General features: G+C 70.6%; 26 protein-coding genes. 8 read left to right on the top strand and 18 right to left on the bottom strand.

Annotated features, from left to right (window positions below):
• The first annotated feature begins 48 nt into the window (after positions 1-48).
• Together OHA21_RS06755 and speB are read left to right on the top strand one after the other, a co-directional pair.
• The gene (locus OHA21_RS06755; RefSeq protein ID WP_328471260.1) at positions 49-1560 is read left to right on the top strand and encodes a purine-cytosine permease family protein; all 1512 of its coding nucleotides are present in this window, start codon (positions 49-51) and stop codon (positions 1558-1560) included.
• Positions 1557-2546 carry an agmatinase gene (speB, locus tag OHA21_RS06750; protein WP_328471258.1) on the top strand — a complete coding sequence of 330 codons (990 nt, stop codon included), beginning with the start codon at positions 1557-1559 and terminating at the stop codon, positions 2544-2546. The genes OHA21_RS06755 and speB overlap by 4 nt, the downstream gene beginning before the upstream one ends.
• Here speB and OHA21_RS06745 read toward each other — a convergent pair.
• The 5 genes from OHA21_RS06745 to OHA21_RS06725 form a co-directional block, all read right to left on the bottom strand.
• Positions 2458-3120, bottom strand: coding sequence for a maleylpyruvate isomerase family mycothiol-dependent enzyme (locus tag OHA21_RS06745; RefSeq protein WP_328471256.1), 663 nt, complete (start codon positions 3118-3120; stop codon positions 2458-2460). The genes speB and OHA21_RS06745 overlap by 89 nt on opposite strands.
• On the bottom strand, positions 3117-3560 hold the full coding sequence (locus tag OHA21_RS06740; RefSeq protein WP_328471254.1) for a MarR family winged helix-turn-helix transcriptional regulator: 444 nt from the start codon (positions 3558-3560) through the stop codon (positions 3117-3119). The genes OHA21_RS06745 and OHA21_RS06740 overlap by 4 nt, the downstream gene beginning before the upstream one ends.
• Positions 3561-3573: 13 nt before the next feature.
• The gene (locus OHA21_RS06735) at positions 3574-4239 is read right to left on the bottom strand and encodes a DUF6193 family natural product biosynthesis protein (protein ID WP_328471252.1); all 666 of its coding nucleotides are present in this window, start codon (positions 4237-4239) and stop codon (positions 3574-3576) included.
• Positions 4239-4979, bottom strand: coding sequence for a maleylpyruvate isomerase family mycothiol-dependent enzyme (locus OHA21_RS06730; RefSeq protein WP_328471250.1), 741 nt, complete (start codon positions 4977-4979; stop codon positions 4239-4241). Before OHA21_RS06730 ends, OHA21_RS06735 begins: the two co-directional genes overlap by 1 nt.
• 994 nt (positions 4980-5973) lie before the next feature.
• On the bottom strand, positions 5974-6843 hold the full coding sequence (locus OHA21_RS06725; RefSeq protein ID WP_328471248.1) for an NAD-dependent epimerase/dehydratase family protein: 870 nt from the start codon (positions 6841-6843) through the stop codon (positions 5974-5976).
• An 84-nt stretch (positions 6844-6927) separates the two neighbouring features.
• Here OHA21_RS06725 and OHA21_RS06720 point away from each other — a divergent pair, with 84 nt between their 5' ends.
• Positions 6928-7827, top strand: coding sequence for a LysR family transcriptional regulator (locus OHA21_RS06720; RefSeq protein WP_328471246.1), 900 nt, complete (start codon positions 6928-6930; stop codon positions 7825-7827).
• Between the two features lies 1 nt (position 7828).
• On the opposite strand, the gene OHA21_RS06715 is transcribed toward OHA21_RS06720, so the two are convergent.
• Both OHA21_RS06715 and OHA21_RS06710 read right to left on the bottom strand, forming a co-directional pair.
• Positions 7829-9799, bottom strand: a complete 1971-nt coding sequence (locus tag OHA21_RS06715) for a hypothetical protein (RefSeq protein WP_328471244.1) — start codon at positions 9797-9799, stop codon at positions 7829-7831.
• Between the two features lie 137 nt (positions 9800-9936).
• Positions 9937-13344 carry a discoidin domain-containing protein gene (locus tag OHA21_RS06710; RefSeq protein ID WP_328471242.1) on the bottom strand — a complete coding sequence of 1136 codons (3408 nt, stop codon included), beginning with the start codon at positions 13342-13344 and terminating at the stop codon, positions 9937-9939.
• A 133-nt stretch (positions 13345-13477) separates the two neighbouring features.
• Between OHA21_RS06710 and OHA21_RS06705 the strand changes: the two genes are divergently transcribed.
• On the top strand, positions 13478-14032 hold the full coding sequence (locus OHA21_RS06705) for a DUF305 domain-containing protein (protein ID WP_328471240.1): 555 nt from the start codon (positions 13478-13480) through the stop codon (positions 14030-14032).
• Between the two features lie 49 nt (positions 14033-14081).
• Here the strand turns inward: OHA21_RS06705 and OHA21_RS06700 are convergent, their stop codons facing one another.
• Positions 14082-15473, bottom strand: a complete 1392-nt coding sequence (locus OHA21_RS06700; RefSeq protein WP_328471238.1) for a DUF1996 domain-containing protein — start codon at positions 15471-15473, stop codon at positions 14082-14084.
• A 148-nt stretch (positions 15474-15621) separates the two neighbouring features.
• On the opposite strand from OHA21_RS06700, the gene OHA21_RS06695 reads away from it, so the two are divergent.
• Together OHA21_RS06695 and OHA21_RS06690 are read left to right on the top strand one after the other, a co-directional pair.
• A complete protein-coding gene (locus OHA21_RS06695) occupies positions 15622-16653 on the top strand; it encodes a LacI family DNA-binding transcriptional regulator (protein WP_328471236.1) in 1032 nt (343 codons plus the stop codon).
• A 239-nt stretch (positions 16654-16892) separates the two neighbouring features.
• On the top strand, positions 16893-17099 hold the full coding sequence (locus tag OHA21_RS06690; protein ID WP_328471234.1) for a hypothetical protein: 207 nt from the start codon (positions 16893-16895) through the stop codon (positions 17097-17099).
• A gap of 36 nt (positions 17100-17135) precedes the next feature.
• On the opposite strand, the gene OHA21_RS06685 is transcribed toward OHA21_RS06690, so the two are convergent.
• Positions 17136-17378 carry a hypothetical protein gene (locus OHA21_RS06685; protein ID WP_328471230.1) on the bottom strand — a complete coding sequence of 81 codons (243 nt, stop codon included), beginning with the start codon at positions 17376-17378 and terminating at the stop codon, positions 17136-17138.
• 370 nt (positions 17379-17748) lie between these two features.
• Positions 17749-17949 (bottom strand): hypothetical protein, encoded by a 201-nt coding sequence (locus tag OHA21_RS06680; protein WP_328471228.1) that lies wholly within the window; start codon positions 17947-17949, stop codon positions 17749-17751.
• 517 nt (positions 17950-18466) lie between these two features.
• On the opposite strand from OHA21_RS06680, the gene OHA21_RS06675 reads away from it, so the two are divergent.
• Entirely contained in the window at positions 18467-19186 is a 720-nt protein-coding gene (locus OHA21_RS06675; protein ID WP_328471226.1) for a class I SAM-dependent methyltransferase, read from the top strand.
• On the opposite strand, the gene OHA21_RS06670 is transcribed toward OHA21_RS06675, so the two are convergent.
• Genes OHA21_RS06670 through OHA21_RS06655 form a run of 4 tightly spaced genes read right to left on the bottom strand, consistent with a single transcriptional unit; the run spans position 19149 to position 22447 of the window.
• Positions 19149-20111: an ABC transporter substrate-binding protein gene (locus tag OHA21_RS06670; protein ID WP_328471224.1), complete on the bottom strand. Its 963-nt coding sequence runs from the start codon at positions 20109-20111 to the stop codon at positions 19149-19151. The genes OHA21_RS06675 and OHA21_RS06670 overlap by 38 nt on opposite strands.
• Positions 20112-20119: 8 nt before the next feature.
• Positions 20120-21361 (bottom strand): FAD-dependent monooxygenase, encoded by a 1242-nt coding sequence (locus tag OHA21_RS06665; protein WP_328471222.1) that lies wholly within the window; start codon positions 21359-21361, stop codon positions 20120-20122.
• 25 nt (positions 21362-21386) lie between these two features.
• Positions 21387-21929, bottom strand: coding sequence for a GNAT family N-acetyltransferase (locus tag OHA21_RS06660; RefSeq protein ID WP_328471220.1), 543 nt, complete (start codon positions 21927-21929; stop codon positions 21387-21389).
• On the bottom strand, positions 21926-22447 hold the full coding sequence (locus tag OHA21_RS06655) for a PaaI family thioesterase (RefSeq protein ID WP_328471218.1): 522 nt from the start codon (positions 22445-22447) through the stop codon (positions 21926-21928). The genes OHA21_RS06660 and OHA21_RS06655 overlap by 4 nt, the downstream gene beginning before the upstream one ends.
• 114 nt (positions 22448-22561) lie before the next feature.
• On the opposite strand from OHA21_RS06655, the gene OHA21_RS06650 reads away from it, so the two are divergent.
• Positions 22562-23173, top strand: a complete 612-nt coding sequence (locus tag OHA21_RS06650; protein ID WP_328471216.1) for a flavodoxin family protein — start codon at positions 22562-22564, stop codon at positions 23171-23173.
• Here the strand turns inward: OHA21_RS06650 and OHA21_RS06645 are convergent.
• The 4 genes from OHA21_RS06645 to OHA21_RS06630 form a co-directional block, all read right to left on the bottom strand.
• Positions 23158-23592, bottom strand: coding sequence for an aromatic ring-opening dioxygenase LigA (locus OHA21_RS06645; protein ID WP_328471214.1), 435 nt, complete (start codon positions 23590-23592; stop codon positions 23158-23160). The two genes, OHA21_RS06650 and OHA21_RS06645, sit on opposite strands and share 16 nt — an antisense overlap.
• Before the next feature lie 53 nt (positions 23593-23645).
• Positions 23646-24020, bottom strand: coding sequence for an STAS/SEC14 domain-containing protein (locus OHA21_RS06640; RefSeq protein ID WP_328471212.1), 375 nt, complete (start codon positions 24018-24020; stop codon positions 23646-23648).
• The gene (locus tag OHA21_RS06635; RefSeq protein ID WP_328471210.1) at positions 24017-24553 is read right to left on the bottom strand and encodes a hypothetical protein; all 537 of its coding nucleotides are present in this window, start codon (positions 24551-24553) and stop codon (positions 24017-24019) included. Before OHA21_RS06635 ends, OHA21_RS06640 begins: the two co-directional genes overlap by 4 nt.
• Before the next feature lie 61 nt (positions 24554-24614).
• On the bottom strand, positions 24615-26147 hold the full coding sequence (locus OHA21_RS06630; protein ID WP_328471208.1) for a GGDEF domain-containing protein: 1533 nt from the start codon (positions 26145-26147) through the stop codon (positions 24615-24617).
• Between the last annotated feature and the right edge of the window lie 107 nt (positions 26148-26254).

The following is a 26254-nucleotide window of genomic DNA, read 5'->3' as shown; positions in this document are numbered from 1 at the left end:
CAACTCGGGTCTAGCTTCTGCTCAACCCCGTATCGAGGACGGTCGACAGTGAGCGAAACCCCGAAGACCTTTGTGATAGAGACCTACGGCATCGACACGATCCGCGACGAGGACCGGACGTCCCGGCCCCGTGACCTGTTCCGCATCCAGTTCGGCGGGGCGAACACCTTCGCCACGATCATCCTGGGCACGTTCCCCGTACTCCTCGGTCTTTCGCTGTGGCAGGCGGTCGCGGCGACGGTGACCGGCCTGCTGGTCGGTGCTCTCATCCTGATGCCGATGGGCCTGTTCGGGCCGAAGACCGGCACCAACAACGCGGTCTCATCCGGCGCGCACTTCGGCGTGCGCGGCCGGGTGGTCGGCTCGTTCCTGTCGCTGCTGACCGCCATCGCCTTCTACTCGATCTCGGTGTGGGTCAGCGGTGACGCGGTCGCCGGCGCGCTCACCCGGCTGTTCGGCATGCCGGACAACGACCTGGTCCGCGGCATCATCTACGCGGTGCTCGGCGCGCTGGTCATCGTCGTGGTCGTGTACGGCTACCAGCTCATGCTCGCCGTCAACAAGATCGTCGTCGTCGCCAACACCGCACTGATGCTCCTCGGCGTCGTCGCCTTCGCAGGGATGTTCGACTTCGGCTACGACCCCGGCCCGGAGGCGTACGCGCTCGGCTCCTTCTGGCCCACGTTCGTGCTCTCCGCCCTGATCGTGATGGGCAACCCGATCTCCTTCGGCGCGTTCCTCGGCGACTGGTCGCGCTACATCCCGGCGGACACACCCGTACCCCGGCTGCTGGGCGCGACCTTCTTCGCCCAGCTCGCCACCCTGGTGCCGTTCCTGTTCGGCGTCGGCACCGCCACCCTGGTCTCCGGCGAACAGGACTACATCTTCGCGCTCGTGCAGGTCTCCCCCGCCTGGTACACGGTCCTGCTCGTGGTGATCGCCTTCCTGGGCGGCATGTCCACCGGCGTGACCTCGCTCTACGGCACCGGCCTCGACTTCTCCTCGGTCTTCCCGCGGCTGAGCCGGGTGCAGGCGTCGCTGTTCATCGGCGTCCTCGCGTTCGTCTTCATCCTGGTCGGCCGGCTCGCCTTCGACCTGATCGACAGCGTGAACGCGTTCATCGGCGCGATCGTCATCTGCACCACCCCGTGGATGATCATCATGACCATCGGGTACATCGTCCGGCGTGGCCACTACGACCCGGCTGACCTGCAGGTCTTCAACCAGGGACGGACCGGCGGCCGGTATTGGTTCACCGCCGGCGTCAACTGGCGCGGCATGGCCGCCTGGATCCCGGCGGCGATCGTGGGCCTGATGTTCGCGAACTATCCGCCGCTGATCGAGGGCCCGTTCCGCAACAGCGCGGGCGGCGTGGACATCAGCCTGCCGGTCACGCTGGTCCTCGCTGCCGCGGCCTACCTTCTTCTTCTGTACGCCGTACCCGAGCCCCGCTACGTCTTCGGACCGGACGGACCCCGCGGGGTGCCGGCCACGGACGGTGTCGCCCCGGAGGTCGTGGACGACGCCGGAGCCTCGGTGCACCGGGTCGCCCGCCGATGAACGACCCACGGATCACCGAGAACGGCCGGATCGGTCAGATCGACGCCACCGTGGTGCCGCGGTTCGCCGGGCCGGCCACGTTCGCCCGGCTGCCCCGCGCCGACGAGGTGTCCGACCTGGATGTGGCGGTGATCGGGGTGCCGTTCGACGCGGGCGTGAGCTACCGGCCGGGCGCGCGGTTCGGGCCGGCCCACGTCCGGGAGTCGTCGCGGCTGCTGCGCCCGTACAACCCGGCCGCCGACGTGTCGCCGTTCGCTGCCCTGCAGGTGGCCGACGCCGGCGACCTCGCGGTGAACCCGTTCGACATCGGCACGGCTGTACAGCAGGTCCACCACGGCGCCCGCTCCGTCCTGGAGCGGGCGCCCCGCCTGGTCACGATCGGCGGCGACCACACCATCGCACTGCCGCTGCTGCGGGCGATGGCCGAACGCCACGGCGGCCCGATCGCCGTGGTGCACTTCGACGCGCACCTGGACACCTGGGACAGCTACTTCGGCGCCGACTACGTGCACGGCACCCCGTTCCGCCGCGCGTCCGAGGAGGGCCTGATCGACCGGACCGGGTCGATGCACGTCGGCATCCGCGGCCCGCTGTACGCCTCGACCGACCTGGCCGACGACGCCGCGCTCGGCTTCCAGATCGTGCACAGCCACGAGATGGACGACATCGGCGCCCGCGGCGTCATCGAGCGGATCCATCAGCGGGTCGAACAGCGGCCGGTCTACGTGTCGCTCGACATCGACGTGCTCGACCCGGCGTTCGCCCCCGGCACCGGCACCCCGGAGGCGGGCGGCCTGACCAGTCGGGAGCTGCTGACCATCCTGCGCAGCTTCGCCGCACTGAACCTGGTCGGCGCGGATGTGGTCGAGGTGTCCCCCGCGTACGACCACGCGGAGATCACCGGGATCGCGGCGGCGCATGCCCTCTACGAGCTGCTGTCGGTGATGGCGCTAACCGGCCGGCGCCCGGGCCGTGCAGGTCCTTGACGGCCACTGCCCGGCCGGTGATCGCCATGCCGATCGCCTCGATCGGGCCCGCCACCTCGGCGCCGGCGCCGCTGCTCCAGTCGGCGTCGGTGGCGGTGAGGCGGAGCCCGTCGAGGCGGCCCGGGGCGACCAGAGCGGGCGCCACCCGCGGCGAGGTCAGGTAGTCCAACAGGATGCGCCAGTGCTCGGCCGGTACGTCGGCGGCCAGTCCGAGTGGGCGGGCGATGTCGCGCAGGTGCAGGCAGGTCTCGGCGAACGGGCCCATCGGCCCGACCCGCGGCGGGTCCACGTGGTCGGCGGCGTGTTCCCGCAGCAGTGTGACCAGCTCGTCGCGGGGTCGCCGGGCCAGCTTCCGGGTGAAGTGGTCGACGGTCCGGTCGGTGTCGCCGCGATACCGCAGCGCGGCCAGGAAGAAACGCCCGAAGCCGACCAGCATCGGCTGGACGAAGTGGGCGGCCATGTGGTGCACGGTCCAGCCCTCGCACAGGGTTTCGGTCGCCCACTGGTCGTCGTCGAGGGATTCCAGGAAGTCCGCGATCATCAGGCGGTTGGCGGTGGTCAGCTCGTAGATCATGCGGTCCTCCGGCGGACGTCCCGGTTGAGCGCGGTCAGCACCTTCAGCGCCGCGGCGATCTCCGCCGGGGTGCAGTCGGCGGCCAGGCCGGCCAGGGTCTTGAGCTCGTCCTCGCGGATGCGGTCGAACAACTCGGCGCCGGCCGGAGTCAGCGTGATCAGCACCGAGCGGCGGTGTGCCGGGTTCTCCTTCGCGACGACGTGACCCAGATCGATCAGGTCGTTGACGTGCCGCTGGACACCCTGGCGGGCCAGATCGAGCCGCTCGGCGACGGCCGGCACCGGGGCCGGGCCGTGCTCGGCGAGCACCTCGAGGACGGCGCGCATGCCGACGGTCAGCCGCTCCGGGCGCAGGGACGCCTCGACCGCCCGGGCCGAGTTGAGCACCAGGGGGCGGACTTGGCGGAGGACTTCGTACAGCGCTGCGCCCTTGTCATTCATGACAACAATGATGTCATGTTGGCGGCAGGTCGGCCAGCACCAGCCGGAGCGCGCCGGGCGCGTCGGTCTCCTCGTGCACGTGGCCGTCCCGGGTGCGAACGACGAACCGATCCGCAGTGGACGCCGGGGTGACCACCGGATGGTCCCGGCCGAAGCCCAGCGTGAAATGGCTGGTGAACGGCTGCGGTTGTCGCAGCCTCGGCTCGTGGAACGCCAGCGCGACGAACGCCCGCAGCTTGGCGCCGATCGGGTCGTCGCAGTGATTCTCGTACAGCCAGAGCCAGCGCGACTCCGCCCGGTCGCCGCGCTCACGGGCCTCGGCCAGCGCCACCGAACCGAGGAACGGGAAAGCCGCCGCGACCTCGCCCGGCCGGGTCCCGGCGAGCCACATCCGCGCCGCCTGCGCAGCCACCGCCAGATCCGGAGCGAACCCCTGCAGCGCCGTGAACCGGCCGGTGCGCAGTGCCAGGTAGAACTGGCGCTGCCCGCGGCGGGCCGTCAGGTCCGCCCGCAACTCACCACTGGAAACGCCGGCACGGCGATGCCGGCTCAGGTCGCCGTCGGGCTGAACGTCGAACGTCACGCCCTGCCGCTCGAACTCCGCCCGCCAAGCCTCCGAGGCGTCGCCCGCCTCGACGATGTCCGGATACCAGCGCGCGTCGTCACCCCACGGATCCATCACACCGCAGCGTAGTTGCGCAGCACCCGGAGGGCTTCCGCCGCGTACGGTCCCTTGGTCTGCAGACCGGACGCCTCCGGGTCCAGGCGCTGGGCGCCGACCCGGCAGAAAGCGCCGGCGTCACCGGCGATCACGTTCTCCGCGGCCGGGTCGCCGAACTGCCAGGACGAGCCGTCCGGCGCGGTCAGATCACAGAACACCGGCACGGTGGGCAGGCCGGTGAGCCGGAATGCGTACGGGAGAGTGCTGTGCCCCAGCCAGGCGATGTGCCGCAGGCGCATCGTGTCCGGATAGTCGATGCCGAGCGGCGTGGCGATGTCCAGCGCGTGCGCCCAATGCTCGGCCAGCCGGGTGGTGGCCAGGGTGCGCGGCTTGATCCAGTTGGTCACCCAGCGCACCGGCTGGCCCGGGTCGGCGGCCCGCAGCGCCTCCACACAGGCCCGGCGGGCGGCCCGCCACCGGTCGAAGACCACCGCCGGATCGGTCCGGTCGGCGGCGACCAGCGCTGCCATCGCCTCGTCCACGGTGCTGCCGAGACGCTGCCACTCGATCGCGTTCCCGTCGCCGTGCACGGTGGCTGCCACCGCCTCATCGGTCTGCGCCAGATGCAGCGCGACGTCGGCAATCGTCCAGCCGGCGGCTGCGGACGGCGCAAGCCAGTCAGCCGGCACGAGCCGACTCAGCACCGACTCCAGGCGCAGCTGTTCAGCTTCAAGGTCATCGATGACATTGGCGGCCACGCGGCCATTATGCAACCCCGCCACACCCCTGCGCCCAGCCGTCACTCCTGCCCGCCGATCATCCCCCTCCCGACTGTCACCCACCCCACTCCCCAGCTGTCACCCACCCCTTACCACCTGGCCTCGTTGTGGGTCGCAGCCCAGCTGTCACCCAGGGCTGCTTCGCAGCTCCCGAAGCAGCGCTGGTCGCCAGCCGCGTGGTTCGGCTGACCGCTAGAGGGCTTTCGGCGTCGGGGTCTCGCCGCCGGTCCGGGGTCGGCGGCCGTCCGCCGCTCGCCTCGAGCGCGAGATGTGCCGGATGGCCGGCCGGGTCGCGGTGCAGGCGCGCACCAGCCCTCCCTTTTCGATCCAGCCGAACCCGCACCGCTGGCAGAACACCGCGCGCGGTGCCGGCGCTCTGCAGCGGGAGACCTCCCGGGTAACGGCCACACCCGTGGCGGGTGTACCTACACCCGCCACGGGTGTGCCGGCGTCCGGAAACTCATACGTCACCGGCCGCCGTACCCTGGCCCCGCCAGGCGGCGCCGAAGGCGGGCTCTCAGACGCCCGACCCCCGACCCCCGACGAGACCCGGCCCGCCTCCGTCCCGCCCAGCAAGCAACAACCACCGTCAGCCGGACTGCTCGGCTGACGGCCAACGCTGCCTCCCGGCCCGCACGCAACACCCACCGTCAGCCGCGGTTGCTCAGCTGACGGCCAGCGCTGCCTCCCGGCCCCGCACGCAACACCCACCGTCAGCCGCGGTTGCTCGGCTGACGGCCAGCGCTGCCTCCCGGCCCGCACGCAACACCCACCGTCAGCCGGGGTTGCTCGGCTGACGGCCAGCGCTGCCTCCCGGCCCTGCATGCAACGCCCAGCGTCAGCCGGGGTTGCTCGGCTGACGGGCAGTGCTGCCTGCCGGCTGCGGAAGCAGCGCTGGTGGTCAGCCAGTCCGCTCAGCTGTCGACCGGGGCTGCGGCGGCGAGGGCGGGCGCCGGCAGGGCAAGGCGGGGGGTCAGGCCGGGTCGTAGGCGCCGGCGGCGATCTCCTCGGCCAGGGTTCGGTGGGTGGGCTGCCAGCCCAATACGCGCCGGGCCTTCCCGCCGTCGGTCTGCTGGGAGAGCAGCAGCGCCCGGCCGAACTCGCCGAGCCGGGCAACCGTGTCTGCCGGGTCCTCGGGCACGACGCGGCCGCCCAGCCCGAGGCGGTAAGCAGCAGCCTCGCCCAGCGAGCGGGTCGTCGGGTTGTCACCGCTGACACCCAGGAACGTCTCGCCATGACCGGCCCGCTCGAGGGCAGCCACATAGAGCCGTGCCAGGTCGTCGACGTGCACGGTCGCCCAGTGCTGGCTACCGTCACCGATCAGGCTGAGCCCCGAAGCGGACCGAGCAGCGCCGGTCACCAGCCGTGGAATGCCGCCACCATGGCCGTATACGACACCCGGCTCGATGAGCACCGCACGGATGCCCGTTGCCGCAAGGACTCGCCGGTCCACACTTTCCCGCCATGCGACGATCGGCGGCGCCGACCGCGGGGTCTCCTCGGTGATCGCGTCACCGGACCCGTGCACCCAGACACCGCCGGTGCGGATGAAGGTCCCGTCCAGCCCGGACAGCACCGCGTCAGCAAACGCGTTCTCCGCATCGGCGCTGCTCTCGTCACCGGGGCTGGCCGCGTGCACGACCGCGTCGCTCTTCTCGGCAAGCCGCCGGACCAGCACGGCGTCGCGCATGTCACCGATCACCGGCTCCACACCGGCGCCGGCGATGCGGTCGGCGGCCGAGGACGTACGCACCAGCGCGGTAACCGTGTGCCCCGCCCCAGCGAGTGCCGAGCGGACTGCGGATCCGATGTAACCGGTCGCGCCGGTCAGAAGAATGTTCATGACAAGCACCCTCCCGCGCCCCAGTCATCGTGTCCAACGAATGCTCTTGATAGCCGCCATCGCCCCGAGCGATAGAGTGGCCGCATGGAGCAGCGCCAACTGGAGTTCTTCATCGCCGTCGCCGAGGAGCTCAACTTCACCCGGGCAGCGAAGCGCACCCACGCCGTACAGTCCACGGTCTCCGCCAGCATCCGGGCGCTGGAGCGTGACCTGGGCACCCCGCTCTTCGACCGCAGCACCACCCACGTCACGCTGACCGCCGCCGGCCGGGCACTGCTGCCGGAGGCGAAGAACGCGCTGGAGTCGCTGGACTCGGCGCGCGCCGCCGTCGAGGGCGCCGGCCTGGGGCTGCGCGGCAGTCTCCGGGTCGGCACGCTGGCCGGTCTCGCCGTCGTCGACCTGCCCACCCTGGTCGGCGGCTTCCGCAAGAAGCACCCCGGCGTGCGCCTGCACATGACCGTGGCCGCCGAGGGCAGTTCCGGCCTGCTCGACAAGCTGCGCTCGCACCAGCTCGACGTGGCCTTCGTCGGCGTCGACACCCTGCACGTGGACGGCGTCGACCTCACGCCGATCGCCACGTTCCAGCCGCGCCTGCTCGTTCCGGACGACCACCCCCTCGCCACCGAGAAGCAGGTCAGCCCGGGCGACCTGGCCGGCGAGCTGTTCATCGACCTGCCGACCGGCTACTGCAACCGGATCCGCTCGGACAACGACTTCCGCCGGGCCGGCCTGACCAGGACCGTCGTGGTCGAGGCCACCGACCTGACAACCATTCCCCGGTACGTCGAAGCCGGTCTGGGAGTCGCCCTGGTCCCACCTTTGCGGGCCGAGGCCGGCGCGAGAGTCGTACCCATCGAGCTTGATCCACCGGCGACGCCGTGGACGCTCGCGCTCGCCCGGCCGTCCGCGATCCCGCCGAGCCGCGCCCTGCAGGCGTTCCTCAGCCTGGTCCCCGCACACACCGACACCACCGGCGAGTATTGACCTATCGGGGCAGCTGCGCCGTGGGCATCCGCTGCTGGCGGGGCATGCGCCGATAAAGGCGCTGCCGTTCCAGGGCGATCCAGTCCCGCCCGTCCGCGGCCACCGCCTCCAGCACCCGCAGCGCGCTGGTCACGCCGGCCGCGTCCGAGGCGAGCTCGGCGAGCTGTTCCGCATCCTCCCCGAACTGCTCGAGCGGCTCCCCCGCGAAGTCGTCGAGCAGCACCTCGATCGTCTGGTTGCTGATCAGGCCGAGCTGGAAGGCCTGCCGGCCGCGGCCCACCTCGGTGACCCGCACCGAGCCGATCGCGCTGTACCGGAACGTGGTCCGCCGGATGGCGGAGAATGTGCCGGTCGCGAAGTCGAGCCGGGCCTGTACCTGCCGCACCCCACCTTCAGTGAGCAGGAACAGCAGGACGGTGTACGCCGAATGCCGGTACGGACCGCCCACATACCGGGCGTGCCGGCCGCGCGGCGCCGCCTCGGTCAGCGTCAGGTGGGTGAGGATGTCGCGGTTGGTGAGCCGGTACTCGCTCATCACCTCGCGCTTCCACAGTGCCAGGTCGAGGCTGAGCCACCGACCCATCTCGGCGTCGGTCGGCCGGTCGGCGAGCCAGTCCACCCAGCGCTGCCAGGCAGCGCACTCCCCGGCCCAGCGCCGCTGGAACTCGAGAGAGTCGAGGGCGATCCGCCGCCGCTCGCCGAAGAGCGCCAGGCCGCCCCGGAGCACCAGCCGGGTGCCGAACCAGAGCAGCGGCGCCGCGAGCGCCAGCGCGTAGAGGGTCAGAACGCTCATGGCCCACAGCAGCACGATCGCGGCGGCGGCCAGGGCCACGATCCCGGCGATCGGGGTGGGCGGCCGGTGCGGGCGGCGGAAGTCGTCGAGGGTGCCTTCCCGCCAGCGGCAGGCGATGTCGTCGGCATGGTGGTGCACGAGCCAGCGCACCGCTCCGGCGCGGACGCCGCGTACCCCGTACAGATCGATCAAGTCACCGTGCAGCGCCTTGCGCAGCCCGCGCGTGTCCTGCCAGAACGCCTCGCGCAGATGCTGCTCGCGCGGTTGATAGACGCCGAAGACCGTGTCGATCATCGCGTTGGTGGCGTCGGCGAAGCCGGCGCGCATGGTGTCGCCGGCCGGGCGCAGGAATCCGGCCCGCGTTCCGTGACTGAACTCGGCCTCCTCGGCCGCCTGCCGGCTACGCCGGAACGCCCGATCCACGCCCTGCCGGACGATCGCGTAGCCGCCGCCGGCCACCAGCACGAACACCGCCACGCCGGCCACGATGTGGGTCTCGGCCGCGGCCAGCGCCAGCAGCGCGAGGCCGGCCACGCTGAGCAGGCCGCCGCCCGCCAGGGGAAGCACGGTGGGCTGCGCGGGCGCCGGCCGGGCGGTCTTGACGACCGGCTCCGCCGGATCAGGTTCGAAGAATTTCGGTACGCGCGCCAGCCGGCCCGGTTCACCCCGGCTGATGCGTACGTGCTCCGCGTTCAGATCCTCGACATGGTCCCGCACCACCCCGGACAGGGCGAGACTCAGGTGCCGTTCGATGGCGAACCGGTCGACGTCGGGCAGCGAGGCGTACGCGCGCAGCGCCGCACCCAGCCCCCGCGGATCCGGCTGACCGTCCGGCCCGACGACGAGCAGCGCGTTCACCAGGGCCCGGATCGTGTCGACGCATCGCCACCACCGCCCGCCGGCATGCCGTTCGGCCATCGCGAACGCGTGCTCGAGCCGGGCCACGTCACCGCCGCCGAGGCTGGTCAGGGTGCGCCCGCTGAGCAGGGCGAGCACCCAGTGGTAGGCGACTTCGGCGGACCCGTACCGGTCCTCGGTCACCAGCGCCCGGATCCGCCGGCGCGCCTCCCCCGGCGCCCCGCTCTCCAGATAGCCGATCGCCACCTCGAGTTTCTGCTCAGGCGTCAGGGCGTGCGGTTCCGCTGCGTAGGCATTGCCGTGCAGGGCGTGAGTGGCCATCGCCGCAATTCTGTCCCCGCCATCGGCCCCGGCAAGCCCGCCGAACGTCGGAAGCACTCCCACCACGGCTCTGACCAGCGCGGCAAGCGACCGCGCTGGTCAGATTCCCTCGATCGGGGGTCACGCCCCCGGGCGGATCAGCTGCGGTAGACGCCGAGCTCGTAGAGCGAATATCCGTACGACGTGGCGCGGCTGGTGCCGTTGACCCGGACGTAGCGGCCGGAGCCGGAGACGTTCAGCTGGTCGAAGCCGCCGTTGCCGGTGGTCGTCGAGTGCAGCGTGGTCCAGTTCGAGCCGTCGTTCGAGGTCTGCACGGTGTACGCGGTCGCGTACGCCGCCTCCCAGGCCAGTTGGACGGTGTTGAAGGACTGGACCGAGCCGAGGTCGACCTGCACCCAGGCGGTGTCGACCCACTCGCTGGCCCACCGGGTGCCGTAGTCGCCGTCCACCGTGTAGGACGGCAGCTGCGGGCCGTTGGTGCCGGTCGGCTGGTACGACGACGCGGTCACGGTCTTGCCGCGGGCCAGGTTGGTGCCGGGCAGGGTCGGCGGGACGACCTTGAACGAGCGCTGTTCGATGCCGACGTTGCCGTGGCCGTCGTAGGCGTACACATAGATCTTCCAGACCCCGAGGGCCTCCGGCGCGCGTACGGTGAATTGGCCGTTGCCGGTCTGGGTGAAGCTCAGGTGGCGCAGGCCCCGGTTGGCCGTGATGTGCTTGTCGCTCGCCATCAGGTTGTAGCGGATCAAGTCGCCCTGCGGGTCGGTGGCGGTGGCCGACACGGTGAAGGTGCCGCCCGCCGGCACGGCGGTCTGGTTACCCACCGTCATCGCGGTGATCTCCGGCGGCGTGTTCGGCGCGACCTGCCCGGTGTAGGCCTGCCGCATCGCGTGATAGCCGAGGCGCCGCCACCCCCCGGTGGTGGTGTTGAGCCACACCCCGCCGAAGTCGTTCTCCAGGCCGTAGTGGAACTCGGTGGCGCCGAGCGCGACACCCGGATGCCCCTTGATCGCGTTCCAGCTGTACGTGTACCCGGCCTTCTTCTGCAGGTCGGTGGGCTCGTTCGGGACCCCGTTGACGTCGTTGGGCACCTCCCACTCACCGGCCGGCCCGCCCTCGGTGAGGATGTACGGCTTGGTGTAGCCGCCGGCGATCCAGTCCCGCTTGACCGTGTCGATCGCCCCGTACGAGTTGACCGCGAGCAGGTCGAGTGCCGGGGCGTGCGGCTTGTAGTAGGTCCAGGCGTGGGTGTACGCGTCCGTCGAGGTGACCGGGTGGTTGGCGTCAGCGGCGTGGATCGCTTCGGCGATCTCGTTGACGAACTTCGCGTACGCCACCCGGCGCGCCTCGACGACCTCGGCGGAGAGCCCGTAGTTCTGCATCTCCAGGATGACCTCGTTACCGACGTCCCAGAGAAGCACCCCCGATCGGTTCTTGAGCTCGTTCACCTTGGCCACGATCTCGGCCTTCACCGCGGTCTTGTAGGCGCTGTCGTTCACGTAGTCGGCGCCGTGGTTGAGCCACAGCCCGACGATCACCTTGATGCCGTGCCGGGCGGCGGTGTCCAGCAGCGACGGCGTGGCCGCGTCCGGTCCCCAGATGCGGATCGTGTTGACGCCCATGTTCTTCAGGTCGCGCATGTACCCGTCTGCGGCGGCCTGCGGCGGCCCGTAGGTCATGCCCTTGACCTCCCACGGGCTTCCGTTGACCGTGAGCTGCCAGTTGCCCTGGCTGCCGGTGACCTTGACGACGCTCGGCCCGGCCGGCACCGGCGGGTCGGTCATGGCCGGCGCCGTGCTGCCCGTCGCCTTCGCAACCGTCACCGAGTCGATGCTGAGCACCCCGCCCGACGTGGTGTCCGCGGTCGGCGTGGTGAAACCGGCGATCGCGTTCGGCAGCGAACCGCCGATCGCCAGGTCGAAACGCAGGTAGAAGCCGTGGTGCACGGCCGCCTCCCACGCGGCGACGCCGACCTGCGACTCCCGCACGACCCAGGTCTGCCGCCCGTCGAGGTAGAAGCGGATCTCCTCGTCGGTCTTGGTCCGGTCGATCACCTGCGTGTACTCGTGGAAGCCGGTCTGGCAGCCGGTGCACGAGGCGAAACCGGAGGACCGGCCGTCGTACTCGTTGCACGGCCCGCCCGGCGCAGTGCCGCAGTGCAGCGTCTGGGACAGCTGGTTGCGCCCGTTGGCGTTCGTCATGATGTCGGTCTCGCCGACGCCCGGCCAGTTGGTGAAGTTGCCGCGGTAGGCGGCGCCGGTCGCGCGGAAGCCCGGCCAGTAACCGGCGGCGTTCGCGACGTCCGGCTGCTTCAGCACGGCGGTGAACTTGAGCTGTTCACCGCGCGCCGGGGCGAAGTCGGTGCGCTGCGTCTCGATCCGGCCGGAGGTCCACTTGCCGGCGCCGTCGCGGATCGCCCGGATGTTCAGTTTGCCGCTGCCGTCGAGGTAGACGTTGGCGGTCGAGTCGGAGGCGGTCTCGACCGAGCCGGTGCCCCAGTTCGCGGCGCCGCCGGGGTACTGGGTGCCGGTCCGCTTGAGCCAGTTCGCGGCGCTCGGCGAGGTGTTCGCCGCTCCGTCGAAGGTGTCCGTCCAGATCGTGGTGAAGTTGCCCGGGACGTCGGTCGGGTCCGGTGTCGGCTCGGTGGGCGGCGTGGTCGGCGCCGAGCCGCCCAGCACTTCGAACTCCCACAGCGAGTAGCCGTAGCCGCTGCTGCGCGCGGTGCCGTAGAGACGGACATAACGCCCGGTCCCGCTGACATTTATCGTCTCGGTGCCTCCGGCACCGTTGGCCTGGGTGTGCAGGGTGGTCCAGGCATTGCCGTCGGCCGAGGTCTGGATCTGGTACGCCTTGCCGTACGCGCCCTCCCACCGCAGGACCACCCGGCAGATGGACGTGCCGGCGCCCAGATCGACGCGCAACCACTGGGGGTCGGCGAACCGGCTCGACCAGCGGGTCCCCGGGTTGCCGTCGACTGCTTTCTCCGGGCCGGTGTCGCCTCCCTCGGAGGTGGACGCGGTCGCCGGTTTGCCCTTGGCCACGTTTTCCGTGCAGTTGCCGGGCGTCACCGAGCCGATCGAGCCGTAGACCTTGAACTCGTACAGCGAGTAGCCGTAGCCGCTGCTGCGCGCGGTGCCGTGGAGCCGCACGTAGCGGCCGGTGCCGGTCACATTGATCGTCTCGGTGCCTCCGGCACCATTGCTCTGGGTGTGCACGGTCGTCCAGGCATTGCCGTCGGCCGAGGTCTGAATCTGGTACGCCTTGGCGTACGCGCCCTCCCATTGCAGGACGACCTGGCTGATGGTGGCGGTGGACCCGAGGTCGACGCGGATCCACTGCGGGTCGGCGAACTGGCTGGACCACCGGGTCCCGGCGTTGCCGTCGAACGCCTTGTCCGCGCTGACGTCGGCGCCCTCCTGCGACGAGGCGGTGGCGGGCTTCCCCTGTGACAGCAGGGTGTCGGCGGCACTGGCCGCGGTCGTCACCGCCACACCGGCGAGGCCGAGCAGCACCGCGAGCACCGCGGCCACACTTATTCTTCTCATGATCACACCCAACGGGGAAATTTTTTCCGGGTACGGAAAGCGCTCTCCAAGCGAGGGCGATTGTTTCGCCCATGTTGCCGGTCGTCAATAGACAGCATTGACATCAGTGGTTCCGGAACCGGAGACTGCGGCCGTGAATGCGAATCCCCGGATCCTTCTCGCATGCGCCGCCACCTTCGCGCTGTTCGGATGCGCTTCCCCTGCTCCCACGGCGCCGTCGCCCGGCCCCGCCGCCTCCTCCGCGCTCTCGGCCGCGTTCGGCGGCACCGACCGCTCATGGATCGAGATCAACATCGCGATGGACGAGGAGTTGCTGCCGCTGCTCTCAATGGCCGCCACGAACAGCGCCGATTCCGCGGTTCAGCAGCTCGCTGTGCAGGTCAGGGCGGTCATCGACGATGAGCTGAGCACGTTGCGGCAGCTGCACGCCGAGGCCGGGCTGCCCGCGGAGAACCCGCACAAGGGCATGCCGATGCCCGGCCTGGTGACACCCTCCCAGCTCGCCGAGGCCGGCGGGCAGCGTGGCCCGCGATTCGACGAGACTCTGCGCGAATGCCTCCGGGCGCACCTGGAGCAGAGCCTCCAGTTGGCCGGCAGCGAACGTACGGCCGGGAGCGAACCACGCACAGTTGCGCTCGCGGAACGCATTTCCACGAGCCGCGAGAAGTTTCTGCAATCGCTCGATTAATAAGTGTTATCGAGTAGCCCGGCCACCGTCGGCCGGGCTACTCGCGTACCTATGCGGGCAATTCGTAGTTCTCGTTCAGGGCCGCGCCGCGCTCCGGCTTGTAGAGGTCGAAGCCCCGCGGGTTGCACTGCAGCCCGCCGTTGATGCAGTGCCGGACCAGCGCCGCCAGCACAGCCGGGTCCCAGACGTTGTAGACGTCGTAGTGGAACGAGTACCCGCGCCCGCTGGAGAACCGGACCTGCGACATGTCCCCGCTGACCGGCCAGGCCATCTTGAACTCGATCATCGGCACGGCGACCGGGTGCGACGCCGGGCAGACGCCGTTGACCGGGTACGACATGTGGCTCTTGTGATCCGGCGTGTCCAGGTGCAGCCCGTTCCAGCAGCTCGGCGCCTGGTAGCGGACGTTCAGCTGGGTGCCGGCCGGACAGTTCGCCGGGATGTCCCAGTTGAAGGCGCTGTTGCCGCACTCGAAGCCCTCGACCGCGCCCGGCGCGTACCGGAATTCGTCGAGCGTCGCGGTCGGGCTGCCGACCACGTATCGCAGACCCGGCGGGAACGGCCGGACGCTGCGGTAGTCGATCACGCCGCTCTTGTAGTAGATGACCTGCGGTCCGTCCGGTTGCACGGCGGTGTTGCCGTTGAGCAGCGTCGGCATCCAGTAGCCGGTCTTGTCACCGGGCGTGATGCACGACGTGCCACCGGCCTGCAGACTCTGCAGCGTGGAGTTGGCGTTCGTGGTGCGGTTGCCCATGAACGTGTGCGAGTGCGAGGCGCCCGGCAGGTTCGGGAAGACGATCGGGTCGTCGTTCAGGTTCGAGCGGCTCACCGAACAGTTCGCCTGGAACTCGCGGTGGGTGACCGGCGGGTTCATCGCGGGCGGGATCGCCGTGGACGGGACGACGCCGGTCACCGGCGGATTCGCGTTGACGTAGCCGGCCCCGCCGGTGGGCTGCGGGGTGGCTGACGAGGTGCCGAAGACCTGGAACTCGTACAGGGAGTAGCCGTAGCCGGTGCCGCGCTGGGTGCCGTACATCCGCACGTACCGGCCGTTGCCGCTGACGGTCAGGGTCTGGGTGCCGCCGGTCGCGGTGGTCGTGCTGTAGATGGTCGACCAGGCGTTGCCGTCGGGCGAGGTCTGGATCTGGAAAGCCTTCGCGTACGCCGTCTCCCACACCAGCTTCACCTGGGTGATCGCGGCGGTGGCGCCGAGGTCGACGCGGATCCATTGCGGATCGGCCCACTGGCTGCCCCAGCGGGTGTCGGCGCGGCCGTCGAAGGCGGCGATAGCGGGTGACTCGCCGTTCTCCAGGGAGCTGGCGAGGGCGGGCCGGCCCTGGGAGAGCAGGGTGTCCGCCGCCTGCGCGGACTGGTTGCCGACGAGCGCCAGGGCGCCGGCCAGCAGGACGGCGCACACCGGCGCCAGGATTCGTTTTCGCATGGGATCTCCAACGGGGATGCAGGACGGATCGCTTGGAGAGCGCTTTCCAGTGTTGGGCCGCTTCATCACGTACGTCAATGTTCTGGGGTTCCGGAACGTGCCCGGCCGGGCCGTTCCGGCAAGCGCTCTCCGTGCTATAAATTCGGGCATGCAGAGTGAGCGGCTGCCCACGCTCGAGGACGTGGCGCGCGTGGCAGGCGTCTCCCGGTCGACGGTCTCCCGCGTCATCAACGGGATCCGCAACGTCGACCCGCAGCTCCACGAGCAGGTGTGGAACGCGGTCGACCAGACGGGGTATGTGCCTAATCTCCTGGCCCGTTCCCTGGTCACCCGGCGCACCGGCACCGTCGCGCTGGTCGTCTCCGACTCCGAGACGCACGACGACGACCCGTTCATGAGCCGCTTCTTCTCGGATCCGTATTTCGGTCGCGTCGTCGGCGGCCTGATGAGCGTGCTGCGCCCGCTCGGCGTCCAGCTGGCGCTGCGCATGGTCGGCGCCGCCGGCCACAAACAGCTCGTCGGCGACCTGCGCAACGGCCAGGCCGACGGCGCTGTGGTGCTTTCCCTGCCGGCCCACGACCCGCTGCCCGGCATGCTGGCCGACGCCCGCATTCCCGCCGTGCTGATCGGCCGTCCGGCCTCCCCGGTCCCGATCAGCTACGTCGACCTGGCCAACGAGACCGGCGCCGCGCTGGCAGCCGAACGCCTCGTCGCCCGCGGCTGCCGCCAGATCGCCATGATCTCCGGCCCGGCGGATGTGCCGGCCAGCGTCGACCGCGACTCCGGCTTCCGCCGCGCCCTGGCCCGCCACGGCCACGCCTGGGTGCCCCAGGAGGTAGGAAACTTCACCCAGGACAGCGGCGCCGCAGCGATGCGCGCCCTGCTGGCGGCCCAGCCGAATCTCGACGGAGTCTTCGCAGCAAACGACCTGATGGCGCTCGGCGCCCTACTCACCCTGCGCGACGCCGGCCGCCACGTCCCGGACGACGTAGCCGTAATCGGCTTCGACGACAGCAGCGCGGCGGTGGCCGCCCGCCCAGCCCTCACCACGGTCCGCCACCCTTTGGAAGACATGGCCGCCGAGGCCGCACGCCTCCTGCTGACCAGGCTGGACGACCCTGCGGCCCGCATCGCCTCAGTCATCTACGAGCCCACGCTGGTCCTCCGCCAGACCGCCTGACCGCCCTCCGGCGCGCAGCCTTTCGATCCCACCCTGGGCGCGCATCCTCCGCACGCATCCCTTGCCCGCCCGCGCAAACTCCGCCCTCTGCGGGCGCTCCCTATCCCTGGTCGCAGCGTTTCCCGGCTCCGGATGCCGGCGAGCCGACCCCGTCGCGGCGCGTCTCGGCCCTCCGCGGCTGCGCATCTCCTGGCCTGCGCTGGGTAGTAGCAACCAGGACGACAGGCGGAGGTGGATTCATGTCCGACAACCGGGACGGCGTGTCCGGCAGCAGCACGGACCAGCACGTCGACGGCCTCGAGGAAACCGGAACGTTCGTCACCGACGAGCCGCCGGGTGGTGACGTGCCCGCCCACGGCAGCAGCAACGCCGGGATCAACGCCACCCGGGCGAACCGTGTCGAGCCCGAGACCGAAGCTCAGGACGAAACCCGGGATCGCGCCTAGGTCTCCTGGGTCTACCGTGCCCAGGTGCGGCCGTCTCTAGAGGCGGCTTCCGCCGGTGTCGGCCAGTTCGGACCAGGCGCCACGGGCCAGCCAGCGGTCGCCGAGTTCGCAGGCGGCGCGTTCGTCCCAGTAGGCATAGGCCTTGCCGCGCGCGGAATGCCAGGCGATCCAGCGGCCGTCCGAGGTCGATCCGAACCGGACCGTGACCGTCCCGGAGCGCCAAGCCCGCAGCCAGGTCAGGCCGACGAGATCCTGCACGTGTATCCGTTCCGCCCCCATACCCGCGCAGGGTAACGCCCGCTGCCGCACATATCGCGGATTTCGCCCACATCGGAGCGTCGCCCTACCGTTCCGTCTCGGCAGCCATGTCCGGGCAGGCGGCGGGCGGCAGGCAAGGGGCGGCCGGCAGCGGGCACCGGACGGGCGGCCAGCGGCAGGCATCGGCGGCAGGAAGCGAGCAGGCAGCCGGCGGCGGGCAGCGGGTGGCCGGCGGCGGGCAGCGGCAGGCAGCGGGCAGGCACCGGCGGCAGGAAGCAGGCAGGCAGCCGGCGGCGCGCAGCGGGCGGCCGGCGGCGCGCAGCGGGCAGCGGGCAGCGGGCAGCGGGCGGCGGGCAGCATGGCGATTGTCGCCATGCCGCCCGGGAGCAGATCAGCCGGTATCACCGCCCTCCGCGGAGTCTGATTCCGGCGGTGAGGGCGGCAGTTGCCGCTTCGCGGGTGCGCCCGGTGCGCGGTACGCGATTTGCACGTCAATCTTGATGTTCGCGGGCAGAACGGTCGTCAGGCGGATCTTGAAATCGACGGGTCGGTGGCTGGGGTTTACCTTGAGGATCAAGGTCAGTACCGACACGAATCCCAAGAAGGCCAGGAGAGCCCCGATCCACGGATAGGGCTCCCACACGTTTCTGGGCCGCTACTCGCCGGACTTCACGTGGAAGTCGGCCTCTCTCGCGATGCGGTCGTCGGAAAGTCGTGCATGGTTCCTCCCGGACTGAAGGCCTCGGGCTCTCACGCGAATCCACCGGATCCCAAACCCTTGAATCCGGTTGCCGTTGCACCTCGCCGACACGGGCGAGGTGTTCCCCTGCGCGAAGCATGGGGTACGGGAACCGAGGCCATTAGGTGATTCCGGGTGAATCGTAAGCATTTGCGAGCTGTGGGGAAGGGAGACCCGCCGACAGCGGATCGAGAGGGATTCGAGAGCCGCGAGCGGGACCATGGATACAACCGGGCGGGGTCTCACGCCCCAAGCAACGGCCCCGCCCGGCCCGCGCACAAGCCGGCCACGCAAGAAAGCCGGCCGCGCACAAAGCAGGCCGCGCAAAGCAGTCCCCCACGCCCGGTGCCAACGCGCCTACGCTACGACGATGACCACACCCGACTACGACGAGTTGTATCGCGGCGGTGGAGACGGTCTGCCCTGGGAGATCGACGCTGTCCAGCCGGCCCTGGTCCCGGTGCTCGGCGAGGTGACCGGCCCGAAGGTGCTCGACCTGGGCTGCGGCACCGGCGAACTCGCCATCGCGCTGGCCAGGCGCGGCCACCAGGTCACAGCGGTCGACATCTCCGAGGTCGCCATCGACCAGGCAAGGGCCAAGGCGGGAAAGGCCGAGGCGGGGAAGCCCAAGGTGGGTAAGGCCGAACCAGGAAAGGGCGAGGCGGAGAAGGCCGAGGCGGGAAAGGCCGCTGCCGCCAGGGGGAAGGCGGGCGCGACGGCCGCCGGCCTCGATATCGACTTCGTGGTTCAGGACGCCACCCGGCTGCGGCTGCCGCAGGCGCCGTTCAACGCGATCTTCGACTCCGGCCTGCTGCACAACCTGCACCGCTACGGCGGCGCCGACGACTACCTCGCGCAGCTGCCCGGTCTGGCTGCGCCGGAGGCCGAGCTCTTCCTGCTCGCGGTCTCGGCGAAGGCCGGCCCGGGCTGGACCCTCACCGAGAACCACCTGAGGCGGTTTTTCGAGGAGCACTGGACCGTCACCCACCTCGACGACGTGGAGATCACCGCGCAGGTCGACGGCGAGGCCTTGAAACTGCCCGGTTACCTGGTCAGGGCAACAGCGCTGCCACGTCCGGCTGCTCCTTGACGAGGCCGTCGGTCACGACGAGCTGGGCCAGGGTGTCCACCGACGCCCGGTTGATCTCGGCGGGCCAGCGGGGCAGGATCAGCGCGTCCCGGGTCTCCGGTGGGATCTTCGTGTACGACCCGAGCACCTCCCGGACCTCGTCCTGATGCCCGTCCGCGTACGCCAGCGACTCCTTGATCGCCTCGGTGAACCGGGTGACCAGGTCCTGGTTCTCCGCGATCAGTTTCTGCGAGGTGAAATACATCGCGACGGTGAGGTTCGGCGCGGTGTCGACGTAGCTCGACGCGATCCGCCGGGCCCCCGCCGCGATGGCCGACTGCTGGAACGGCTCGACCACGAAGATCGCGTCGACCCGCCCGGCTTCCAGCGCGGGCACCTGGTCGGGGAAGGCCAGCTCGGTGAATTTCACCGCTGCGGCGTCGCCACCGTCCTTCTTCACCGACGCCTTGACGCTGGTCTCGACGATGTTCTTCAGCGTGTTGGCCGCGACCGTCTTGCCGGCGAGATCCTTCGGCGACTTGATCGGGCTGTCCGCCTTCACATACAGCGCGCCGAAGTCCTTGCCGTCCTCGCCGGTCGAGTTGTTGCCGTTGGCGACGACTTTGATCGGCACCTTCTGGGTCTGGGCGATCAGCAGCGAGACGGTGTTGCTGAAGCCGAACTGGAACTGGCCGCTGAGCACGCCCGGCACGATGGCCGCGCCGCCCTGGGCGGTGGTCAGTGTCAGGTCGATGCCTTTGTCGCGGAAGATCCCCTTGGCCTGACCGAGATAGATCGGGGCGACGTCGACGATGGCGATGACACCGACGTTGACCTTGTCGAGCTGGCCCGAGGCGGTGGCCTCGGGTTCGTCATCCGATCCGCCGCAGGCGGTGACAGCGAGGAGCAGCGCGGCGAGAACCGCGAGAACAGGGCGTCGTCGCATCGGAACTCCTATGTCGGCCGACCGTTCGCCGCTGATCCTATCGACATCTGTTGATCGTCACGGTCCCGATTCAGCAACGCCGCGTCGTGCTCGTACACCCAGCCGAGCCCGTTGAAGGACCAGGCCTGCCCGCCGGCGGCCAGCTGCCGGTCCCGGTCCCGCTGCGCGGGCCCGTCCGGCAGGTGGAACCGGGTCTTGTTGCCTGCCGACATCTCCTGCAACCGCGACGTACGGGCCAAGCGCTCCCCTTCATAACGCCGGAGCGCCGCCTCCACGGCCCGGTCCTGCCGCAGGCACTCCGCGAGCGTCGCCCCGTCCTCGATGGCCTGCGCCGCACCCTGCGCCATGAACGGCAGCATGGCGTGCGCCGCGTCGCCGAGCAGGGTGACCCGCCCAGCCGACCACCGGGGCAGCGGCGGACGGTCGAAGAGCGCCCACACGTACGTCTCATCGGCCGCCCCGATGATCTCCCGGACCTGCGGATGCCAGCCCTGGTACGCGCCCAGCGCGTCCGCGATCGATCCCCGGTCGGTCCACGACTCCCGCGTCCACCGGTCCTGCTCGATCACCGCCACGAAGTTGACGAGCCGCTTCCCGCTGATGAAGTAGTGCACGAAGTGCTGCCCCGGCCCGAGCCAGATCTGCGCAGTGACCTCCAGCTCCAGATGCCGCAGCCGATCCGCCGGCACCACACCCCGGTACGCCACACAGCCGGTGAACCGTGCCCGGTCAGCACCGAACAGCCCCTGGCGCACCGCGGAATGGATGCCGTCCGCACCCACCAGCACGCCGACGTCGGCCGACCGCCCGTTCGCGAAGGTGACGGAGATTGCGTCGGCGCGAGCAGTGAACCCGGTCAACCGGTGCCCGGTGTGCACCCGGGACGCGGGCAGTTCCGCGGCCAGGGCGGCGAGCAGGTCGGCCCGGTGCATCTGGTAGTGCGGAAACCCGTACGTCGCCTCCAAGGCCTCGGCGAGCGGCGCCCGCAGCAGCGTGCGGCCGTCGTCCCAGCGGCGCTGATGCCACGCCAGTGGCTTTACACCGGTGGCCGCTAGCGCGTCGGCCAGGCCGAGCCGGTGCAGCAGGCGCGACGCGTTCGGGCTGACCTGGATGCCGGCGCCGACCTCGGAGAGCCGGCCGGCCTGTTCGTAGACGTGGACGTCGAACCCGGCCCGCAGCAGGCAAAACGCGGCGGTCAGCCCACCGATCCCACCACCGATGACCGCGACCGACAGCGGCTTGTCCCCCATCCGCTCGATGCTTCATCGACCCGGGTCACGATGCAGCCGGATCAAGGACAGCCGGTCGCTCGTAGCAGTACTCCAGACCGTCCTCCTCATCCCATTGTTCGCCGACCTTGACGAACCCGTACTGGGAGGCCAGCCGGTAGGACGGCTCGTTGCCGGGGCTGATGCTCACGCGTACCCGATGAATGTGCGGATCGGCGGCGGCGCGCTGCAACAGCGCTTCCAGCGCGGCCCGCGCGTAACCGCGCCGACGGTGTGCCGGATCCACCGCGTACCCGATCTCCACCATGCCAGATCCGTCCGGCGGCTCGTGGAAGCCGGCCCGGCCCACCGCGAGGGTGCGCTCCTCGTCCCAGATGATGCCGGTCACCCAGCCGGCGCTCGCCGGATCGGTCTCGCACTGCCGGACCCGCATCGCCCACACCGGGCGGCACTCCGGGCCGGCGAGATAGGCGGAAGCCGGCACCGGGCCGGCGGCGTTGGCCGCCGCGAGGTCACCTTCGGCGAGAGCTCGAAAGACAGGCAGGGTCAGATGCACGATGCGTACGCGTGGCGCGGGATCATCAGTCACCGGGCCAGGCTGCCCGAACCCTCGGCCACGGGGAAGCGGTTTTCCTGGAACGGCTTCGCAGCCGGAACGGTGCAGCTCACACTCCAGTGGAAGCTGCCCTCGCAGACCACCGCTCCGTTCTCGCCGGTGATCGTGGTCGTGGTGGTGAACCGGACCCGGGTGGCCCCGGCGAAGATCTCGGCGAGCTCCTGACGAGCCTCGTCGTCCAGGGCGCAGGTGGCGATCAGGCGGCCGCGTGCGGGCGCACGGAACCGCAGCGACGCGGCACCGCCCAGCGGCACGATGCCCTCGAAGGCCGCCGCGCTGGGTGCGGCGGAGATGATGGCCGCGAGCCCGGCCGCGTCGATCAACGTGATCAGGCCGCTGGAGTGCAGGGAGCCGATGACGTTGGTCAGCTTCGGCCGGACCTGCACCGCGACCACGCCGACGGTGTCCGCGGCCCGCAGCACTTCCAGACCCATCGTCCGGTGTGCCGGGATCGGGCCGAGCAGCGATCGGGCCAGATCGGTCAGGTCCATCCCCACAGGCTTCCCCGGTGTGATGAACGTAACCTGTCGCCTTTTCAACGGCCGGCCGGCGGTTGCGCTTCGACCTGGCGTTTCGATCATCAGGGGCGGGGCATGCGTCGAGGTATGACTGCCACCCTGAAAGCTCTGGTCCTCGGATGTTCGCTGAAGAAGTCGCCGGCCCCGTCCAGTTCGGAACTGCTCGGCCGGGAGGTGCTGGCCGCGCTGTCCGACCACGACGTCGACGGTGAGCTGATCCGGATCGTCGACCACGACGTGCGGTTCGGGGTGTCCACCGACGAGGGTGACGGCGACGAGTGGCCGGCGATCCGGGAGAAGCTGCTGGCCTCCGACATCCTGGTGATCGCGACGCCGATCTGGATGGGCCAGCCGTCCAGCGTCTGCAAGATGGTCCTGGAGCGGCTGGACGCCGAATTGTCCGAGACCGACGAGCAGGGGCGGCTGCTGACCTACGGCAAGGTGGCCGTGGTGGCGGTGGTCGGCAACGAGGACGGCGCGCACCACGTCACGGCCGAGGTGATCCAGGCGCTGAACGACGTCGGGTTCACCATCCCGGCGGCGGGCGGCACCTACTGGGTGGGCGAGGCGATGCAGACCGTGAACTACGACCAGGCCGGGCCGAAGCCCGACACCACCGGCAAGGCGACCAAGACCCTGGCTGTGAACGCGGCACACCTCGCCAAGCTGCTGGCGGCCCAGCCCTACCCGGCGGGCTGACCGGCCAGGCGGCGCAGCGCGACGCCGATCAGCACCAGGACGATGCCGAGGCCGGCGGCCAGCAGCGCGACGCCGAAGGCGACCACCGAGGTGAACAGCGAGGCCTGCAGGAACGACGCCGTCATCACGGACTCCCGGTTGGGGTCGTCGCGTGGCAGCTCCGCGTACGTCTTGCCGCCGGCCATCTCGCTGGCGTGCTTGCCGATCACCATGGCCTCGGAGTACGCCTGCCATGGCTGGGTGACGTGCTGACCGGCGAACCAGTCGGCGTCGTCCGACACGGTGATCTTCTGGTCGGCCAGTGTCGAGCTGACCACGCTGTAGGTGGCCACGCCGGCCACGAAGAAGATCGCGCCCGCGATGATCACCAGGAGTCCGAGTAGCGGGGCCGCTCCGCCCCGGCGCGTGGTGGCTGCCATGGTCGACACCTTTCCGGCGCGCTCAGCGCCCGACATCGTCCGGAATGGATGAATCAGGCGGCCAGCCAGGCCTTCGCCTCGTCCAGGCCGGTACCGGGGAACACCCGCGCCGCACCGGGCACCAGGAAGCCGAACAGGCCGAGCGCGTGCCGGACCCAGTCGGCGTCGGAGACGATCGCCATCCGCTCCCACGCCTTGTGGTGCTCGGTGCCCGGCCCGAGACCGAACTTCAGGTCCTCCCAGAACGCGCCCGGCTGGAACCAGCCGAAGTCCTGGTCGATGACCAGGACCAGCCGGATCCCCTGGCCGCCTTCGAGCGCGGCCTGCAACGGCGGCCGAAAGACGCCGAGATACTCCTCCCGGGTCACCGGCCCGGCGAACCGGAAGCCCAGTACGCCGTCCGGCAGCCCACCGAGCTCCTCGATCACTTGCTGTCCCCGGCTGCTTTGACGTCCTGCTCGATGTCCGCCGGGTCGGCCTTGAGCTCCTTGGACTTGAGCTTCTCGGCCTTCGCCATGGCGCGTTCCACCTTGGCGCCCATGTCCGAGACGGCGACCACGACCAGGCCGGCCTGGCCCTCGTCGAGGTATTCGCCGAGTTCCTTCAAATCGTGCCGGCTCATCCCGGCCGCGGCGTGGCCGGCCAGCGCGCCGAGCAGCGCCCCGCCGCCGGTGGTGGCCGCGAGCAGGCCGCCGCCGATGGCCGCGAACGGGAACAGCGCCACGACGAGGCCGGTGGCGAGGCCGAAGCCGCCGCCCAGCACCCCGCCGACCCGGGTCGGTGTCTCGTGCTTCTTGACGATCTTGGTCTTGCCGTCCGCCTTCCGCTCGACCACCGCCGCGTCGTACGCGTCGATCAGGTTCGCCTCGCGGTGCAGGTCCTTGACGAGCTGGTAGTCCGCCTCCGCCGCGTCCACGCTGGGGTACACGCCGACGTAGGCGATGAACGTGTCGAATGCCATGATCTTCCTCCCGCTCCCCACTGGGTCGGAACCATGGTGATCGATACGGGAGCCGGCCGCCTCACCCCGGGGAGGTGACTACCCGGTCACGGCCGGCGTGCTTGGCGGCGTACAGGCAACGGTCCGCCTCGGCCAGCAGATCCGCCTGGCTCGCTCCGGCGTACCCCTCGGTGCTCACCGACCCGATGCTGACCGTGACCGGCAGCTCCCCGGTGATCGGCGCCCAGCCGTAGGCGGCGACCCGGCGCCGCACGGTGTCCAGCAGATGCGGCGCCTCCCCCGCGCCCACCCCCGGCAGGACCAGCAGGAACTCCTCGCCGCCCATCCGGGCCAGGAAGCCGTCGCCGGTGAAGCCCGCGACCAGCTCGGCGACGGCCATCAGCACCCGGTCGCCGGTGTCGTGCGACAGCGTGTCGTTGATCCGTTTGAAGTGGTCCAGGTCGAGCAGCGACACGGTCACCGGAACGCCGTCGGCGGCCGCCCTGCTCAGCGTGTCCGGCAGCCGCTCGTCGACGTAGCGGCGGTTGTAGAGGCCGGTGAGCGGGTCGCGGCGGGCCTGCTCGCGGTAGCGTTCGGCGTCCCGGCGGGCCTCCGCGGTCTCGAAGATCGCCTGCCGGGCCCGGGCCCGCGCCTCCAGCTGCGACGAGCGCAGCTGCTCGCTCTCCGCGTGGAAGCTCTTGTACTCCTCGAACGCGGCCTGGTAGTCGCCGGTCGCCGCGTACAGTTCGGCCTGCTCGGCCAGCAGGCGGACCGCGACGCCGGTCAGCTGGTGCTCGGCGCACAGCCGGCGACAGCGGTCGAGGCTGTCCTGCGCCCGGTCGTAGGCGCCCAGGTGCCGCTGCGCAACCGTCAACGTGAGGGCGGCGTCGGCGGCGTCGTGCGTCTCGTACCAGTTCGGCGCGTCGTCCAGGTCGCGCAGGATCGCCTCGGCCTCGGCGTACCGTCCGGCGCTGATGTGGATGTTGGCGACCGTGTCGCGCTCGACGATCAGCAGGTCACGGCCGATGGCCGCAGCCGCGCCGTACATCCGGTCGACGGCGGCCAGCGCGGTGGCGGCATTGCCGGCTTCCAGTTCGGTGTACGCCAGATTGTTCAGAACCAGCAGCTGCCGGGTCAGGTCCCCGATCTCGACGGCGATCCGTTCCGCCTGCCGGTAGCGTTCCCGGGCCTCGTCGGTCGACCCGTTCTCGGCGAGCGAGTTGGCCAGCCGGATCAGGTGGATGATCCGCAGCCCGGGCGACTCGTCGTCGCCCAGCAGTTCCACCGCGTTGAGCGCGTGCTCCAGGCTGGCCGCGTGGTCGCCCAGGTAGTGGAAGGTGAGCGCCAGGTGGAAATGACTGCGGGCCAGCAGTGGCCGGCAGTCGTGCCGCCGTGCCCACTGGTGGGTGCTGATGAAGACCCGGGCCGCGTGGTCGACGTCGCCCTCGCGGCGCCGCATGTCGGCCTGCACGAGCCGGGCCCGGTGGCCCAGCACGACGTCGCCGAGCCGCTCCGCCGCGTCCAGAACGGCGGTGGCCCGGGCGAGTAGGGCCGCCACGTCATGACCCTCGTGGTTCTCGAGGTCATCGAGTTCGGCGGCTACTTCCAGGGTCACCGCAGCCGTATCGGCACGATTTCCCGGGACTGTAGAAAGAAAGTTCTCAGGTCGGGTGCGACCACGCCGATGTCTCGCCACCGTAACGCAACCGGCACGCTACGGAG

Source organism: Actinoplanes sp. NBC_00393 (assembly GCF_036053395.1).
GTDB lineage: Bacteria > Actinomycetota > Actinomycetes > Mycobacteriales > Micromonosporaceae > Actinoplanes.
Note: the sequence above shows the minus strand (reverse complement) of the source record. Positions and strands in the feature narration are given on the sequence as shown.

Coding starts and splice junctions, on each gene's coding strand:
- speB (WP_328471258.1), top strand. CDS start 1,557: ATGAACGACCCACGGATCACCGAGAACGGCCGGATCGGTCAGATCGAC.
- OHA21_RS06745 (WP_328471256.1), bottom strand. CDS start 3,120: ATGATCTACGAGCTGACCACCGCCAACCGCCTGATGATCGCGGACTTC.
- OHA21_RS06740 (WP_328471254.1), bottom strand. CDS start 3,560: ATGAATGACAAGGGCGCAGCGCTGTACGAAGTCCTCCGCCAAGTCCGC.
- OHA21_RS06735 (WP_328471252.1), bottom strand. CDS start 4,239: ATGGATCCGTGGGGTGACGACGCGCGCTGGTATCCGGACATCGTCGAG.
- OHA21_RS06725 (WP_328471248.1), bottom strand. CDS start 6,843: ATGAACATTCTTCTGACCGGCGCGACCGGTTACATCGGATCCGCAGTC.
- OHA21_RS06720 (WP_328471246.1), top strand. CDS start 6,928: ATGGAGCAGCGCCAACTGGAGTTCTTCATCGCCGTCGCCGAGGAGCTC.
- OHA21_RS06715 (WP_328471244.1), bottom strand. CDS start 9,799: ATGGCCACTCACGCCCTGCACGGCAATGCCTACGCAGCGGAACCGCAC.
- OHA21_RS06710 (WP_328471242.1), bottom strand. CDS start 13,344: ATGAGAAGAATAAGTGTGGCCGCGGTGCTCGCGGTGCTGCTCGGCCTC.
- OHA21_RS06700 (WP_328471238.1), bottom strand. CDS start 15,473: ATGCGAAAACGAATCCTGGCGCCGGTGTGCGCCGTCCTGCTGGCCGGC.
- OHA21_RS06695 (WP_328471236.1), top strand. CDS start 15,622: ATGCAGAGTGAGCGGCTGCCCACGCTCGAGGACGTGGCGCGCGTGGCA.
- OHA21_RS06690 (WP_328471234.1), top strand. CDS start 16,893: ATGTCCGACAACCGGGACGGCGTGTCCGGCAGCAGCACGGACCAGCAC.
- OHA21_RS06685 (WP_328471230.1), bottom strand. CDS start 17,378: ATGGGGGCGGAACGGATACACGTGCAGGATCTCGTCGGCCTGACCTGG.
- OHA21_RS06675 (WP_328471226.1), top strand. CDS start 18,467: ATGACCACACCCGACTACGACGAGTTGTATCGCGGCGGTGGAGACGGT.
- OHA21_RS06670 (WP_328471224.1), bottom strand. CDS start 20,111: ATGCGACGACGCCCTGTTCTCGCGGTTCTCGCCGCGCTGCTCCTCGCT.
- OHA21_RS06665 (WP_328471222.1), bottom strand. CDS start 21,361: ATGGGGGACAAGCCGCTGTCGGTCGCGGTCATCGGTGGTGGGATCGGT.
- OHA21_RS06655 (WP_328471218.1), bottom strand. CDS start 22,447: ATGGACCTGACCGATCTGGCCCGATCGCTGCTCGGCCCGATCCCGGCA.
- OHA21_RS06650 (WP_328471216.1), top strand. CDS start 22,562: ATGACTGCCACCCTGAAAGCTCTGGTCCTCGGATGTTCGCTGAAGAAG.
- OHA21_RS06645 (WP_328471214.1), bottom strand. CDS start 23,592: ATGGCAGCCACCACGCGCCGGGGCGGAGCGGCCCCGCTACTCGGACTC.
- OHA21_RS06635 (WP_328471210.1), bottom strand. CDS start 24,553: ATGGCATTCGACACGTTCATCGCCTACGTCGGCGTGTACCCCAGCGTG.